12 protein-coding genes are annotated in these 14,933 nt (G+C 74.5%); 8 read left to right on the top strand and 4 right to left on the bottom strand.

The window, feature by feature from the left end; all coding sequences use genetic code 11:
- Window positions 1-65: 65 nt before the first annotated feature.
- Complete coding sequence (locus tag ACGF1Z_RS05110; protein ID WP_392999989.1) at window positions 66-1,157, top strand: oxygenase MpaB family protein; 1,092 nt, start codon at window positions 66-68, stop codon at window positions 1,155-1,157.
- A gap of 144 nt (window positions 1,158-1,301) precedes the next feature.
- Here the strand turns inward: ACGF1Z_RS05110 and ACGF1Z_RS05105 are convergent, their stop codons facing one another.
- Window positions 1,302-1,886 carry a TetR/AcrR family transcriptional regulator gene (locus tag ACGF1Z_RS05105; RefSeq protein WP_392999987.1) on the bottom strand — a complete coding sequence of 195 codons (585 nt, stop codon included), beginning with the start codon at window positions 1,884-1,886 and terminating at the stop codon, window positions 1,302-1,304.
- Between the two features lie 46 nt (window positions 1,887-1,932).
- On the opposite strand from ACGF1Z_RS05105, the gene ACGF1Z_RS05100 reads away from it, so the two are divergent.
- Window positions 1,933-2,484, top strand: coding sequence for a GNAT family N-acetyltransferase (locus ACGF1Z_RS05100; RefSeq protein ID WP_392999985.1), 552 nt, complete (start codon window positions 1,933-1,935; stop codon window positions 2,482-2,484).
- A 372-nt stretch (window positions 2,485-2,856) separates the two neighbouring features.
- Here ACGF1Z_RS05100 and ACGF1Z_RS05095 read toward each other — a convergent pair whose 3' ends face one another.
- Entirely contained in the window at window positions 2,857-4,395 is a 1,539-nt protein-coding gene (locus tag ACGF1Z_RS05095; protein WP_392999983.1) for a M1 family metallopeptidase, read from the bottom strand.
- Between the two features lie 200 nt (window positions 4,396-4,595).
- Between ACGF1Z_RS05095 and ACGF1Z_RS05090 the strand changes: the two genes are divergently transcribed.
- From ACGF1Z_RS05090 to ACGF1Z_RS05080, 3 genes are all read left to right on the top strand, one after another.
- Window positions 4,596-6,596 carry a Xaa-Pro dipeptidyl-peptidase gene (locus ACGF1Z_RS05090; protein WP_392999981.1) on the top strand — a complete coding sequence of 667 codons (2,001 nt, stop codon included), beginning with the start codon at window positions 4,596-4,598 and terminating at the stop codon, window positions 6,594-6,596.
- Window positions 6,593-7,909 carry a M14 family metallocarboxypeptidase gene (locus ACGF1Z_RS05085; protein ID WP_392999979.1) on the top strand — a complete coding sequence of 439 codons (1,317 nt, stop codon included), beginning with the start codon at window positions 6,593-6,595 and terminating at the stop codon, window positions 7,907-7,909. The genes ACGF1Z_RS05090 and ACGF1Z_RS05085 overlap by 4 nt, the downstream gene beginning before the upstream one ends.
- 118 nt (window positions 7,910-8,027) lie before the next feature.
- Window positions 8,028-8,339 carry a hypothetical protein gene (locus ACGF1Z_RS05080; protein WP_392999977.1) on the top strand — a complete coding sequence of 104 codons (312 nt, stop codon included), beginning with the start codon at window positions 8,028-8,030 and terminating at the stop codon, window positions 8,337-8,339.
- Window positions 8,340-8,635: 296 nt separating this feature from the next.
- Here the strand turns inward: ACGF1Z_RS05080 and ACGF1Z_RS05075 are convergent, their stop codons facing one another.
- Window positions 8,636-9,637 (bottom strand): FAD-dependent oxidoreductase, encoded by a 1,002-nt coding sequence (locus ACGF1Z_RS05075; RefSeq protein WP_393000334.1) that lies wholly within the window; start codon window positions 9,635-9,637, stop codon window positions 8,636-8,638.
- Window positions 9,638-9,739: 102 nt separating this feature from the next.
- Here ACGF1Z_RS05075 and ACGF1Z_RS05070 point away from each other — a divergent pair, with 102 nt between their 5' ends.
- From ACGF1Z_RS05070 to ACGF1Z_RS05060, 3 genes are read left to right on the top strand one after another with little or no spacing between them, the layout of a single operon-like run.
- Window positions 9,740-11,377: an ABC-F family ATP-binding cassette domain-containing protein gene (locus ACGF1Z_RS05070; RefSeq protein ID WP_392999976.1), complete on the top strand. Its 1,638-nt coding sequence runs from the start codon at window positions 9,740-9,742 to the stop codon at window positions 11,375-11,377.
- A 16-nt stretch (window positions 11,378-11,393) separates the two neighbouring features.
- A complete protein-coding gene (locus tag ACGF1Z_RS05065) occupies window positions 11,394-11,840 on the top strand; it encodes a 2-phosphosulfolactate phosphatase (protein ID WP_392999974.1) in 447 nt (148 codons plus the stop codon).
- Complete coding sequence (locus ACGF1Z_RS05060) at window positions 11,837-12,241, top strand: hypothetical protein (RefSeq protein WP_392999972.1); 405 nt, start codon at window positions 11,837-11,839, stop codon at window positions 12,239-12,241. The genes ACGF1Z_RS05065 and ACGF1Z_RS05060 overlap by 4 nt, the downstream gene beginning before the upstream one ends.
- A gap of 173 nt (window positions 12,242-12,414) precedes the next feature.
- Here ACGF1Z_RS05060 and ACGF1Z_RS05055 read toward each other — a convergent pair whose 3' ends face one another.
- Window positions 12,415-14,838, bottom strand: coding sequence for a Tex family protein (locus ACGF1Z_RS05055; RefSeq protein WP_392999970.1), 2,424 nt, complete (start codon window positions 14,836-14,838; stop codon window positions 12,415-12,417).
- Window positions 14,839-14,933: the final 95 nt, after the last annotated feature.

Genomic DNA, 14,933 nt, shown 5'->3' with positions numbered 1-14,933 from the left:
CCGCCGCGCCACCTCGGTGCCGGGGGACAATGCCCGGGGGAGACCGCCTCAGGGAGGACGAACACATGCCCGGCCCGCAGGACCCGGCCCAGGGGGCGCGCCGCGCCGACGGCGGTCCGGCCGCACCCGACCCCGCCTCCGGGCGCGACGCCGCACCCGACTCCGAGTGCGACTCCTCCGTGGGCCCCGGCCAGGTCGCCGACCCGGCCTCCGCGCCCGGCCCCGTCGCCGACGGACCCGGGCAGCGGGCCGTCCGTGCCTCCGGCCGTGACGAGCCCGTGCCGCCGCCCGTCGGAGGCGTGCTGTGGACGGTCGCCGGTGACGTCAGGGCGCTGCTGATGCTGCCCGCCGCCCTCACCCTGCAGGTCGCGCACCCCGCCGTCGGCGCCGGTGTCGACGCCCACTCGGTCTTCCGCACCGACCCCTGGGGGCGCGGCGAGCGCTCCCTGCGCTCCCTGCAGCTGTGGATCTACGGCGGCGAGGCCGCGGCCGAGGAGGGCCGCCGGCTGCGCGCGCTCCACAAGGAGATCCAGGGCACCGACGCGCACGGCCGCCGCTACCACGCGCTCACCCCCGCCTACTACGCCTGGGTGCACGCCACCGGCTATCCCGTCTACCGGCACGGCCTCGGCTACCTCGCCCGGCCGCTGACCGAGGCCCAGGAGCGGCAGCTCTATGCGGAGTGGCTGCAGGTCGGCCGGGTGCTCGGCATCCACGACCGGGACATGCCGCAGACGATCGAGGAGTTCTGGCCGTACTACCGCCGTGTCCTGGCCGAGGAGATCGAGGCCACCGCCGTGGTCCGAGAACTGATCGCGACCGACCAGCCCGTACCGGCCCCCGACCGCGGCCCCTGGCCCGTACGGCTCGCCCTCGGGGCGCTGTGGCCGCTGCTCCGCGGCCCCTTCCTGCGCGCCAGGCTCTTCCTCACCGTCGGTCTCATGCCGCCCGATGCGCGGGAGGCGATCGGCCTGGAGTGGACCGACGCCCAGGAGCGGCGGCTGCGCCGCTTCACCCGGGTCGTACGGGCCGTCGTGCCGCTGCTCCCCGAGCGGCTGCGCTACCTCCCGCTGGCCCGGAAGGCACGCCAGGAGGCCCGGCGGGAGGCCCTTCCGGAGGCCCGGCGCGGTGGGCCCGGAGTCCGTACCGGGCGGTGACGTCGCCGTACCATCGGGCGCCGGCCTGCGTTCGGGCCGGGGGAGGGCTCGGGCCAGGACGGCGCAGGGGGCCGTGCGGCGGGGGCGTGACCACGGCGCCGCCGGCCGGATGCCGGGGCGGTCGGCGGGGTCGCGGCTGCGGCGTCACGCCGCCAGGGAGTCCAGGTAGGCGTCGAGGAGCGCGACCTGGGTCTCGGGCGGATAGGCCGTGGGGTCGAACAGGGCCTGGACCACCAGGCCGAGGGTGAAGGACTGGGCGCCGGCCGCGACGCGGGCCGGGTCGCCCGCGGGCAGCTCGCCGCGCTCCTGCGCCGTCGCCACCAGGGCGGCGAGCCGGTCCCGGCTGCGCCCGTACTTGCCGGCGTAGGCCTCGCTCAGCGCCGGGTCGGCGAGCGCGGTGTCCCAGGAGGAGACCCAGATCCGGTTGCTCGCGGTGGCCTCGGCGGTGAGCGGCAGGATGTCGAGCAGAGCGGCGCGCAGGGCGGCCAGGCCCTGCCCCGCCGAGCGCCTGGGCCGCGCCGCGGTGCGCTCGTCGAGCAGGTCCAGCGCGTGCGCGACCAGATCGCGCTTCGCCGGGAAGTAGTGGGTCAACAGGCCTGTCGTGGAGCCGAGTTCGGCGGCGACGGCGCGCATGGTGAGGCCGCCGAAGCCGTGTGCGGCCAGGACCCGCCAGACCGCTTCGGAGACCTCGCGACGACGGGCCTCGTGATCGCCCTTGGTGCGTGGCATGCTGCTACGGTAATAGCCATAACGTTTGTTGTGTGAATGGGGTCCCATGTTCTCCCTCCCGCTGCGGGACGACGCCGTCCTCCGGCCGCTCGAGTCCTGGCACGCCGAGGAGTTCGCCGCCCACATGGACCGGGCGCGCGAGCACATCCGGCCCTGGGTCGGACCGGGCTTCGTCACCGCCGACGTCGAGGGCGCCCAGGGCACCCTGGTCCGCTACGGCCGGCGTCAGGCCGAGGACGGCGGCCGCCTCTTCGGCATCTGGCGGGACGGCACGCTGGTCGGCGGCGTGATGTTCACCGGTTTCGACGCCGCGTGGGGCACCTGCGAACTCGGCTGCTGGCTCGAACCGGCCGGCGAGGGGCACGGCCTGGTCACCGAGGCCTGCACCGTGCTCCTGGACTGGGCGCTCGTGGAGCGCGGCCTGCACCGCGCCGAGTGGCACTGCCGCGCCGACAACGACCGGAGCGGCGCCGTCGCCGAGCGCCTCGGCATGACGCTCGAAGGCGTCCGTCGCGAGGCCTGGCCGTACGACGGTGCACGTCACGACAAGCAGATCTGGGGCATCCTCGCCGCGGAATGGCACGCCCGGCGGGCGTGACGGGACGCGCGGGCCCCCGGTGCGGGCGTCACAGGACGGGGGACAGGGCAGGCGTGACGGGCGCCGCCGGGTCACGTGGGCGGGACGTGCCGCCGGGGACGTGGGCCGCGACGGCTCTCGGGCGGGTCCGAGGGCTGCGGGCGGGTCGCCGGGGCGGGGTGGGGCGCCGCCGGCCGCGCGGGAGGCGCGGGACGTCCCCCGCCCGTCGTCCCCTCCCGCCCTCTGGTGCGGGACGAAGGCGCTTCTCCCGCGGCCCCCTCCCGCACCCCGCGACGGCGCCCGGCCCCGCGCGCAGGACGGCGGCGCAGGACGGCGGCGCCCCCGTCCCGCCCGACCGCGGGACGAAGGCGCCGCCGGGCGCGTGGGCGAGTGTCAGTGCGTGCCGTGCTCGCTCTCGTGGATCGTGTTCGTCTCCGCGATCTTCTTCCACGACTTCGGCTGCTGCGCCGGCTTCACGGTCTTCGCCGCCCGTCCGGACCGTGCCGCCGGGCCCGAGGCCGGGCCCGCCGCCGAGGCGGCCGGGGCCGCCGGCCTGACCGGCTGGTAGAGCCAGGTGTCGAAGAGCCCCGCGAGCGGCTTGCCGGAGACCCGCTCCGCGTACTTCACGAAGTCGGCCACGTGCGCGTTGCCGTACGCGTGCTCCTGCGGCCAGCCCTTCAGGATCGCGAAGAAGTCCTCGTCGCCGACCGCGTTGCGCAGCGCCTGCAGCGCCAGCGCGCCCCGGTCGTACACGGCGAGGTGGAACTGGTCGTCCGCACCCGGGTCGCCGGGCTTCACCGTCCAGAACGGGTCGTCGGCCGGGTGGGCCCCGTAGACGTAGTCGGCGAGTTCCTGGGCCGTGCCCTCGCCCTCCTTCTCCGACCACAGCCACTGGCTGTAGCGGGCGAAGCCCTCGTTGACCCAGATGTCCTTCCAGTCGGCCACCGACACGCTGTCGCCGTACCACTGGTGGGCCAACTCGTGCACGACGACGGAGACGTTGGCGCCGTTGGCGAACTGCCGCGGGCTGTAGAAGGGCCGGGTCTGCGTCTCCAGGGCGAAGCCGCTGGTCACGTTCGGCACGTAACCCCCGAGGGAGTTGAACGGGTACGGCCCGAAGACCGACTCCAGCCACTCCGCGACCTCGGTGGTGCGCTCGACGGAGGCGCGGGCCGCTCCGCCGTTGTCGCCCAGGTCCTTGCTGTAGGCGTTGAGGACCGGAAGTCCGTTCGCCGTCCGGTCGGTCGTGATGTCGAACCTGCCGACCGCGAGCGTGGCCAGGTACGTCGCCTGCGGCTTGTTGGAGCGCCAGTTGAAGCGGGTCCAGCCCAGCTTCGAGGACTGCGACTGCAACACGCCGTTGCTGATGGCCTGGTGGCCGTCCGGCACCAGGACGGAGACGTCGAAGGTCGCCTTGTCGAGTGGGTGGTCGTTCGACGGGAACCACCACACGGCCGAGTCCGGCTCCTGCGCGGCGACACCGCCGTCCGGGGTGCGGGCCCAGGCGGACCAGCCGCCTATCTTCACCTCGGAGGGCTTGCCCGCGTAACGGACCACGATCGTCACCGGCTTGTTCTTCTCCAGCGGAGTGGCCGGGGTGACCTCGAGCTCGTGGTCGCCGGAGGTGGCGAACCTCGCGACGCGGCCGTTCACCCGCACCTCCTCGACCTTCAGGCCGAGGTCGAGGTTGAAGCGGGACAGGTTCTGCGTCGTGGTGGCGAGGATCGTCGCCGTACCCTCCAACAGGTCGGTGGCGGGCTGGTACTTCAGGCGCAGGTCGTAATGGGAGACGTCGTAGCCGCCGTTGCCGCTGGCGGGGTAGTAGGAGTCGCCGATGCCCGGCGCGCCCTTCTCGAAGTCGGCCGCCGATGCCGGGATCGCCAGCAGCAGGGAGGCCGCGAGGGCGCTCGGAACGATGATTCTGCGGTGCACAGGTGCTCCCCAAGTCGAAAGAATCACAAGACGCACGGGTGGTCGTCGGTCCTTGGCGACACTATTCAGGCCTCCGACACCGCGTCACGTCCAGAGCACCCCCTGTCACATGATCGCCATTCGGCCGACATGAATCTCCCGTACCGGATGTCCGACGCGGCACTCTTTTGCACAGGAGTCCTCCGGAGTACCTTCCGCCCATGCCGATACGTGTGCGGAGAACCCGCGGAGCCCGTCCGTCCCGCAGACCCCTGTCCGCCGTCGCCGCGGCCGCCCTCGCCGCCCTCCTGCTCGCTCCCTCCGGAAGTGCCCAGGCGGCCCCGCCCGTACGGGAGTCGCAGCCGGTGTACGCGTACGCGGCGGCCGTCCGGGAGTCCGTCTGGGTGGACACCGGAGCCGACGGCGACGCCGACGGGCGCACCGACCGCGTGGCCGTCGACATCGTGCGCCCGCGCGAACCCGCCGCGGCCGGCCGGAGGATTCCGGTCATCATGGACGCCAGCCCCTATTACGCCTGCTGCGGTCGGGGCAACGAAGGCCAGAAGAAGACGTACGACGCAGACGGCCGGCCCGTAGGGTTCCCGCTCCACTACGACAACTACTTCGTGCCGCGCGGCTACGCCTTCGCCGCCGTCGACCTCGCCGGCACCAACCGCTCCGACGGCTGTGACGAGGTCGGCGGACGCGCCGACATCCGGTCCGCGAAGGCCGTCGTCGACTGGCTGAACGGCCGCGCGCCCGGCTACACCACCCGCACCGGGGACCGGCGCGCCGACGCCACCACGTGGTCGACCGGCGCCGTGGGCATGATCGGCAAGAGCTGGGACGGCACCGTCGCCAACGGCGTCGCGGCCACGGGCGTGGCGGGTCTTCGCACCGTCGTCCCGATCGGGGCGATCTCCTCCTGGTACGACTACTTCCACTCCCAGGGCGCCCCGCTCTACGACGCCAACCCGACCTGGCTGTCGGACTACGTCAACCACCCCGACTCCAGGGCCCGTTGCGAAGCCGTCCAGGACCGCATCGCCGCCGCCACCCCGTACAGCGGCGACTGGACCCCCGCCTGGAGCGAGCGGAACTACGTGCCCGACGCCGGGAAGGTGAAGGCCAGCGTCTTCGTCGTGCACGGACAGCAGGACCTCAACGTGCGCGCCAACCAGTTCGGCCAGTGGTGGGACGCCCTCGCCCGCCACGGCGTCACGCGGAAGATCTGGCTGGCGCAGACCGGCCACGTCGACCCCTTCGACTTCCGGCGCGCCGACTGGGTCCGCACGCTGCACCGCTGGTTCGACCACGAGCTGCTCGGCTACGACAACGGCATCGACCGGGAGCCGATGGCCGACATCGAGCGCGCCCCGGACCGCTGGACCACCGACCGGAGCTGGCCGCCGCGCGGCACCGCCCCCGCCGTGCTCCGCCCCGCGCCCGGCGCGGCCCCCGGAGTCGGCGTCCTCGGGCGGACCCCCGCCCCCCGCGGCAGCACCGCGGCCTTCACCGACGACCCCGCACGGGGGGAGCTCGACTGGGCCGCTGACATCGACCGGTCCACCCCCGCGAAGGCAGGGTTCACCACCCGCCCCCTCGTTCGCGAGCTGCGGATCGCCGGCTCCTCCACGGTGACCGTCACGGCCACGCCCACCACCACGAGCGCGCACCTGACGGCCGTCCTCGTCGACCTCGGCCCGGCCACCATCCGGGCCTACGCCGAACCGGGCGAGGGCATCACCACCCTGACCGAGCGCACCTGCTGGGGCGCGAGCACGGACGGCGACAGCGCCTGCTACAAGGAGACGAGGGCCCGCACCGCCGACGTCCCGTACACGGTCGTCAGCCGCGGCTGGGCGGACCTGGGCACCTGGGCCGATCCGCGCGCCGGCCGCCCCCTGACCCCGGGCCGCCCCTACACGCTCACCGTGAAGCTGGCCCCCACCGACCACGTCGTCCCCGCCGGCCACCGCCTCGCCCTGATCGTCGCGGGCACGGACAGGGACCTGCTCGATCCGCCGTCGACCCGGCCCGCCCTCACCCTCGACCTCGCCCGCACCCGGGCCGCCGTGCCGCTGCTCGGCGGGGCCGGCGCCTTCGACCGGGCCACGGCCGGTGACCTCCCGACGGGCGCGGCCGTTCAGCACGGTGTCACCCCGACCGGCGCCCACGCGCTCCCGCGCAGCGGCGCCCCGATCCCCGGCGAGGCCCGATGAGCCGCACCCACCGCACCCCCCGGCGCGTACTCACCGTCACGGCGGGCCTCGCCGCCCTCGCCCTGCCGCTGCTCGCGACCCCGACCCACGCCGCCGGCACCGGCACCGCGTCCGTGCCGCCGGTCCAGGTCCCGCGCACCGGCTTCGAGGCGACCGACGGGGCGCGCTGGACCACCGGCTCGGAGGAGACGGCCTTCCTCGACGCCGTCGACAGGTCCGGCCCCCACGTCTCCGTCCGCCGGATCGGGACCACCGCGCAGGGGCGACCGCTCCGGCTGGCCGTGCTCGGCGCCGGCCCGACCACCGTGCTCCTCATCTGCTCCCAGCACGGCGACGAACCGTCCGGCCGGGAGGCCTGCCTGAGCACCCTGCGCGACCTCGCCTACGCGCGGGACCCCGGGACCCGGCGCTTCCTCGCCCGTACGACCCTCCTCGTCGTCCCCACCGCCAATCCCGACGGCCGGGAGGCGGACACCCGGGGAAACAGCGACGGCGTCGACATCAACCGCGACCACATCGCCCTGCGTACGGCCGAGGGGCGGGCACTCGCCGCGCTCATCCGGGACCGGCGTCCGGAACTCGTCTACGACCTCCACGAGTACAGCGCGACCCCGCCCTACTACGACAAGGACCTGCTCGCCCTCTGGCCGCGCAACCTCAACACCGACCCGCGCGTCCACGGCGAGTCCCGCACGCTCTCGGAGGCGTACGTACGCCCGGCCGCCGGCCGCTCCGGATACAGCAGCGGCATCTACGGCATCTGGACCGACCCCGTCACCGGTGAACCGGTCAAGCAGGTCGCGGGCGACGGCCAGGAACGCATCCTGCGCAACGCGGCGGGCCTCAAGCACGCGGTCGGCCTGCTCGTCGAGACGCGCGAGGACGCGCTCACCGCGGGCGAACAGAGCGACCCCGCCCGCAACCACCGCCGCCGGGTCGCCACCCAGCGCGCCGCCCTCCAGGGCGCGTTCGCCTACCTCGACGCGCGTCGCGGCCCACTGACCGCGGCCACCGCGCATGCCCGGCACACCGGCTTCGCCGACCGCGGTCCGATCCTCCTGGGCGGCGCCGACAACGACCCTGCCGAACCCGCCGAGATCCTCCATGACCCGCCCTGCGCCTACCGCCTGACGCAGACTCAGTACGCCTCTGTGGCAGACGTGTTGCGCCTGCACGGCGTGGCCGTGCGAGGGGAGAGTGGCGGCGGTGCGCTCGTACCGCTGCGTCAGTCGCTGCGCGCGCTCGTGCCGTTGCTCCTGGATCCGGAGGCGGCCTTTGCGCTGACTCGCGGAGAGCGTGTGGAGACATGTTGAGGAGCTGGTGACCGGGCTCGCCGCGGGCGAGGCGCATGATCATTCCGAGTTATGGTTACCAGCCGGTATCGACCATACCTGAACGGACCGCCACGGTCCGGAACGTGGAGTGAAAACCATGACGAACGCGACACCGCTGCGCCGCCGTACCCTGTCGGCTCTCGCCGCGACGATGCTGCTGGCCGGGGGCCTGCTGCTCGGACAGACCGCCACCGCCCCGGCCGCGCAGGCCGCCGGCAAGACGGTCACCTGCAACGTCGAGAAGCTGCACAAGGAGGCCGCCGAGCTCCGCAGCAAGGCCGCCAAGCTGCAGCGTCTCGGTGCCACGGCGGAGGCCCGCAAGGCCCGCGCCAAGGCCGACGCGCTGGACCGCAAGGCCCGGGCCTGCTCCGACGCGGACGACAGCACGCCGAAGCCCTTCCCGCGCTAGACCGCGGAGGGATGCCGTGCGCCGGCCGCCCCGTGGGGACCACCCACGCGGCGGCCGGCGCCGTGTGCGGGGTGCCCGGCCGCGGCTCCGGCCGGCCGGTCGGGTTGCCGCGCCCGACGGTGGACGCGCCTCGGTGCGACGCGAGCCGTTCCATCGGCCCGGCGCTCGCCTCCCGACAGCGGCGAGCAGTCCGGGCCTGCCCCCGGACCGGACCGCCCCGTGTGCGCCGCGTCCGCGTGCAACCCCTCGCCGGGAGCCCGGCAGGGCGCCCCGCCCGCGAGCCCCGCTCCGTCGTCTCAGCCGCCGGTCACCCACCCCGCCGCCTCGTCCGCGCACCCCCACGCCACGGTGACCCCCGCCCCGCCGTGTCCGTAGTTGTGGACGAGCAGGCCGCCGTCCGGCCGGGGCCGGGGCTCCAGCCGGACGCCGGCGTCGCGGGCCGGGCGCAGGCCGACGCGGTGGCCGAGGACGCGGGCCCCCGCGATCTCCGGGCGGATCCGCGCGCAGCGCGCCACGATCGCCGCCGCCGTCGCCGGGTCGGCGTCCGGGCTCTCGGCGTCCTCCTGTGCCGTGCCGCCCAGGACGAGCCGCCCCGGCTGCGGGAAGAAGTACGTCGTCTCGCTCGACGTCCCCGACGCCGCCGTGAACCACGTCTCCACGCCCGGGTTCTCCACCAGGACCAGCTGCCCCCGCACCGCCCGCATCCCGCCGTCCGGCACCAGGTCCCGCGCCCCCAGCCCCGCGCAGTTCACCACCACGGCCGCCTCCGCCGCCGCCTCGGCCAGGTCCGTCACCGCGCGGAGCTCCACGACTCCGCCCAGCGACTTCAACCGGCCCCGCAGCCAGGCCAGATGGACCGGCATGTCGATCAGCGGAAGCCGCGCCGCCAAGCCCGTGCCGTACGGGCCGGGCACCTCCCGCGGGGGCAGCTGCCGGAGGCCGTCGACCTCCTTCGCCCACTCGCCCAACCCGTCCAGGACCGTCTCCGCGTGCACCCCCGGCACCAGCCGGACCCCCGTCGCGGCGGGGTCCGCTGCCAGCTCCCCGTAGACCCGGAGCGAGGCGAGCGACCAGGTGGCGACCCGTGCCTCCGGCTCGATCCGGTACGGCCACCACAGGGCGCCCGCCACGGCCGACGTCGTGCCCGCCACCGGGTCCCGCGTCCAGACGCGAACCCGCAGGCCCCGCTCCGCGAGCCGGACGGCCGTCGTCAGACCGACGACGCCGGCGCCCACCACGAGCACCTCGTCACCGGGGGCCGCACCCCCACCGCTGCCCGTCCCCGTCCCCGTGCGCATCCCGCTCCCCATCCCGGTCTCCCTCCCCGCCCCCGTGCCGCACCCACGCCCGGACCGTACCCCCGCACCTCGGCCGGCGACACACGTAGGATTCATCCCCTGATGACTGCCACCCTCGTCGCCAAGAACCTCGCCGCCGGACACGGCGACCGCTCCCTCTTCGCCGGGCTCGACCTCGTCGTCGCCCCCGGTGACGTGATCGGCCTCGTCGGCGTCAACGGAGCCGGCAAGTCCACGCTCCTGCGGCTGCTCGCCGGCCTCGACACCCCGGAGGAGGGGGAGCTGCGGCTGTCGCCGCCCACCGCCACCGTCGGGCACCTCCCGCAGGAGCCCGAGCGGCGCCCGGGGGAGACCGTGAGGGGATTCCTGGCCCGCCGGACCGGCGTCGCCGCCGCCCAGGTCGCCATGGACGAGGCCACCCAGGGCCTCGTCGACGGCGCGCCCGGCGCCGACGACGCCTACTCCGTCGCTCTGGAGCGCTGGCTCGACCTCGGCGGCGCCGACCTCGACGAGCGCGCCGAGGAGGTCGCCGACTCCCTCGGCCTCACCGTCGGCCTCGACCAGCCGATGACCGGCCTCTCCGGCGGCCAGGCCGCCCGCGCCGGTCTCGCCTCGCTGCTCCTGTCGCGCTACGACGTCTTCCTCCTCGACGAGCCCACCAACGACCTCGACCTCGACGGTCTGGAGCGGCTGGAGGCCTTCGTCAAGGGGCTGCGCGCCGGCACCGTCGTGATCAGCCACGACCGCGAGTTCCTCACCCGTACGGTCACCAAGGTCCTCGAACTCGATCTCGCCCAGCAGCAGATCACCCTCTACGGCGGCGGCTACGAGGCCTATCTGGAGGAGCGGGACACCGCGCGGCGGCACGCCCGTGAGGACTACGACGAGTACGCCGACAAGCGGTCCGCCCTCGAGTCGCGCGCCCTGATGCAGCGCAACTGGATGGACAAGGGCGTCCGCAACGCCCGCCGCAAGGCCACCGACAACGACAAGATCGGGCGCAAGCTGCGCGGCGAGGCCAGCGAGAAGCAGGCCGCCAAGGCCCGCCAGACCCAGCGCATGATCGAGCGTCTCGACGTCGTCGAGGAGCCCCGCAAGGAGTGGGAGCTGCGCATGGAGATCGCCGCCGCGCCCCGCTCCGGCGCGGTCGTCGCGACCCTGCGCGAGGCGGAGGTGCGCCGCGGCGACTTCTCCTTCGGCCCCGTCACCCTCCAGATCGACTGGGCCGACCGCGTCGCCATCACCGGCGCCAACGGGGCCGGCAAGTCCACCCTCCTCGCCGCCCTCCTCGGCCGGCTGCCGCTGGACGCGGGCGACGCGGTCCTCGGTCCCGGCGTCGTCGTCGGCGAGGTCGACCAGGCACGCAAGCTGTTCCACGGCACGGAGAAGCTCCTGGAGGCGTTCTGCGCCGCGGTCCCCGACACCGAACCGGCCGAGGTCCGCACCCTGCTCGCCAAGTTCGGCCTCAAGGCCGACCACGTGCTGCGGCCCGCGACCACCCTGTCACCCGGTGAGCGCACCCGCGCCGCGCTCGCCCTGCTCCAGGGCCGCGGGGTGAACCTGCTCGTCCTCGACGAGCCGACCAACCACCTCGACCTGCCGGCCATCGAGCAGCTCGAGGCCGCACTCGACTCGTACAACGGGACGCTGCTCCTGGTCACCCACGACCGCCGGATGCTGGACGCGGTCCACGTCACGCGCCGCCTGGAGGTCGCGGACGGCAAGGTGACCGAACTGTGAGCCGAACGGCCGAGCGGTGAGTCCGTCCTCGGACGGGCTCACCTCCTCCGCAGCGGCCGCCGCCGGGCGGGCGCCCGGCGGCGCCGCCTCCCTCCGCGACCGCACGGCCCTCGCCGACCGGCTCGTCGGGCACGGGTACGGCACCGCCGAGCGCCCCGCCGTGGTCGTCGCCTCCGGCGAACGGTGGCCGGACGGCTCCCTGCGCCCCGCCCTGGAGGACCTCCGCGGCGCCGGGGCGGTGCTCGACGCGCTGCGCGCGGCCGGGCGGATCCTGACACCCGGGGCGACCGCGGCGACGCTGCGGGCGGCCACGGAGGACCCGGTCGCCGCCTTGCACGGCTGCGACTCGGGTCGTGAACTGTACGAGAACGGCTATCCGCAGGACGTGGAGGTGGCCGCAGAGATCGACTCGTCGACGGCCGTTCCGGTCCTCGTGGACGGCGCATTCCAGGAGGCACCATGACCGACGACCGCGTGACCCGGCTCATCGAGATGCTGGACGACCTCGACGCCGATCTCGACGAGACGATCGACGTCGCCGACGAGATCGCGGCATCGGGCGACCGGGGCGCACTCCCGCGCCTCGAGTCCGAACTCGACCGCGCGGTCGCCGAGCGCAACTCCTACTCCCGCGAGCTCCTCGGCGGCGTCATCGCCTCGCTCGGCGGTACCGACCGGCTCCCGCTGCTCGTGCGCGCCTCCGCGGTGGACCTCGGCGACGACCAGGACGGCCTGGCCGCCGAGATCGTCGACCTGGTGCACGCCGATCCGAAGGCCGCCCAGGAGCTGCTCCAGCCGCTCACGCGGGACGACGACCTGGCCGTCGCGAACCGCGCGGACTGGGCCCTCCGCTTCGTGCCGTAGACGCCCCCGCGGGGACGACACCGCCGCGGCGGGCGACGCGAAACGCGGCCGCGCCGTCCCCGCTCGGCTCGCGGGGGAGGGCGGGAAGAAAGGCGCCGGGCGCCCGTCGAGGCGGATGCCCGCCCCTCCCCGGGGAACGCTGAAGGGCCCGGCCGGCCGGGCCCTTCAGCGTGTCAGCGGCCGCGCCGCTTGCCGTGGCCGCCGCCCTCGTTCAGGAGGCCGGCCTTGCGCAGGGCGTCGGCCATCGCGCTGTTCGCCGGAGCCGGGGCCGAGGACGCGCGGTCGCGGTTGCGGTCACCGCCTCCGCCCCCGCCGCCACGGCGCTGCTGCGGCGGGCGCCCGCCGCGGTCGGCGCGGTCCCCGCGGTCCCGCCGGGGAGGCGCCGACTCGGCGGCCGCCGCCTCGTCGTCCAGCCGGAGGGTGAGCGAGATCCGCTTGCGCGGGATGTCGACGTCGAGGACCTTCACCTTCACCACGTCGCCCGGCTTCACCACGTCCCGCGGGTCCTTGACGAAGGTCTTCGACATGGCCGAGACATGGACGAGGCCGTCCTGGTGGACGCCGACGTCGACGAAGGCGCCGAAGGCCGCGACATTGGTCACCACGCCCTCCAGGACCATGCCCGACACCAGGTCGGAGATCTTCTCGACGCCGTCCTTGAAGGTGGCCGTCCTGAACGCCGGGCGCGGGTCGCGACCCGGCTTCTCCAGCTCCTTCAGGATGTCCGTGACCGTCGGCAGACCGAAGGTCTCGTCGACGAACTCGTCGGCCCGCAGGGAGCGCAGCACGCCGGTGTTGCCGATCAGCGCGGCGACCTCGCCGCCCGACGCCTTCACCATGCGCCGCACCACCGGGTAGGCCTCCGGGTGCACCGCGGACGCGTCCAGCGGGTCGTCGCCGCCACGGATGCGCAGGAAGCCCGCGCACTGCTCGTAGGCCTTGGGTCCGAGCCGTGCCACGTCCTTCAGCGACTTCCGGGACCGGAAGGGGCCGTTGGCGTCGCGGTGGGACACGATGTTCTCGGCGAGGCCCGCGCCGATGCCCGAGACGCGCGAAAGGAGCGGCGCCGAGGCGGTGTTGACGTCGACGCCGACGCCGTTCACGCAGTCCTCGACGACGGCGTCGAGGGAGCGGGAGAGCTTCACCTCGGACAGGTCGTGCTGGTACTGGCCGACCCCGATGGACTTCGGGTCGATCTTCACCAGCTCGGCCAGCGGGTCCTGGAGGCGCCGGGCGATGGACACCGCACCGCGCAACGAGACGTCCAGGTCGGGGAGTTCCTGCGAGGCGAACGCGGAGGCGGAGTACACCGAGGCCCCGGCCTCGGACACCATCACCTTCGTGAGCTGCAACTCCGGGTGCTTGGCGATGAGTTCGCCGGCGAGCTTGTCGGTCTCACGGGAGGCCGTGCCGTTGCCGATGGCGACCAGCTCGACCGCGTGCTCCTTGGCGAGCCGGGCCAGCCTGGCGAGGGACTCGTCCCACCTGTTCGCCGGGACGTGCGGGTAGATCGTGTCGGTGGCCACGACCTTGCCGGTCGCGTCGACCACGGCGACCTTCACGCCGGTACGGAAACCGGGGTCGAGCCCCAGCGTCGCGCGCGTCCCCGCGGGCGCGGCGAGCAGCAGGTCGCGCAGGTTCGCCGCGAAGACCCGGACCGCCTCGTCCTCGGCGGCCGTCCGCAGCCGCAGCCGCAGGTCGATCCCGAGGTGCACCAGGATCCGGGTGCGCCAGGCCCAGCGGACCGTGTCCAGGAGCCATTTGTCACCGGGGCGGCCGCGGTCGGCCACCCCGAAGCGGGACGCGATGATCGGCTCGTACGAGGACGGGGACGCGGTGCCCGCCGGGCCGTCGGCGGGCTCCTCCGGCTCCAGCTCCAGCGCGAGGACGTCCTCCTTCTCGCCGCGCAGCATGGCGAGGATCCGGTGCGAGGGCAGCGCGGTGAACGGCTCGGCGAAGTCGAAGTAGTCGGCGAACTTCGCGCCCGGCCCCTCCTTGTCGTCGCCCTTGCCCTCCCGGACCTTGGCGACCAGCCGGCCCCGGCTCCACATCCGCTCGCGCAGCTCGCCGATCAGATCGGCGTCCTCGGAGAACTTCTCGGTGAGGACGGCCCGGGCGCCTTCGAGCGCCGCCGCCGGGTCCGCGACGCCCTTGCCGGGGTCCACGAACGCGGCCGCGGCGGCCAGCGGGTCCACCGACGGGTCGGCGAGCAGCCCCTCGGCCAGCGGCTCCAGACCCGCCTCGCGGGCGATCTGCGCCTTGGTCCGCCGCTTCGGCTTGAACGGCAGGTAGATGTCCTCCAGGCGGGCCTTGGTGTCCGCGGCCCGGATCTGCGCCTCCAGCTCGGGCGTCAGCTTGCCCTGTTCGCGTACGGAGTCGAGGACGGCGGTCCGCCGGTCCTCCAACTCGCGCAGATACCGCAGCCGCTCCTCCAGGGTGCGCAGCTGCGCGTCGTCGAGCATCTCCGTCGCTTCCTTGCGGTAGCGCGCGATGAACGGCACGGTGGAACCGCCGTCGAGCAGTTCGACGGCCGCCTTCACCTGTCGCTCGCGTACGCCGAGCTCCTCGGCGATCCTTGCCTCGATGGACGTCGTCACGATGTCCCGACCCGCCTTCTCGTGCCTCAAGCTTGCGGAAGCATTCTGCCGGGTCGCTCACCCGTACGCGGTAACCGACCCGCCCCCGTGGCCGG

The sequence above is a fragment of the Streptomyces sp. NPDC048018 genome, from assembly GCF_043202995.1.
Lineage (GTDB): Bacteria > Actinomycetota > Actinomycetes > Streptomycetales > Streptomycetaceae > Streptomyces.
This window is presented reverse-complemented; position numbering and strand designations above follow the sequence as displayed.

Bases quoted from the DNA above. Each gene is read 5' to 3' on its own strand.
- ACGF1Z_RS05100 (WP_392999985.1), top strand. From the start codon at position 1,933: ATGTTCTCCCTCCCGCTGCGGGACGACGCCGTCCTCCGGCCGCTCGAG.
- ACGF1Z_RS05075 (WP_393000334.1), bottom strand. From the start codon at position 9,637: ATGCGCACGGGGACGGGGACGGGCAGCGGTGGGGGTGCGGCCCCCGGT.
- ACGF1Z_RS05110 (WP_392999989.1), top strand. From the start codon at position 66: ATGCCCGGCCCGCAGGACCCGGCCCAGGGGGCGCGCCGCGCCGACGGC.
- ACGF1Z_RS05090 (WP_392999981.1), top strand. From the start codon at position 4,596: ATGCCGATACGTGTGCGGAGAACCCGCGGAGCCCGTCCGTCCCGCAGA.
- ACGF1Z_RS05080 (WP_392999977.1), top strand. From the start codon at position 8,028: ATGACGAACGCGACACCGCTGCGCCGCCGTACCCTGTCGGCTCTCGCC.
- ACGF1Z_RS05060 (WP_392999972.1), top strand. From the start codon at position 11,837: ATGACCGACGACCGCGTGACCCGGCTCATCGAGATGCTGGACGACCTC.
- ACGF1Z_RS05105 (WP_392999987.1), bottom strand. From the start codon at position 1,886: ATGCCACGCACCAAGGGCGATCACGAGGCCCGTCGTCGCGAGGTCTCC.
- ACGF1Z_RS05070 (WP_392999976.1), top strand. From the start codon at position 9,740: ATGACTGCCACCCTCGTCGCCAAGAACCTCGCCGCCGGACACGGCGAC.
- ACGF1Z_RS05085 (WP_392999979.1), top strand. From the start codon at position 6,593: ATGAGCCGCACCCACCGCACCCCCCGGCGCGTACTCACCGTCACGGCG.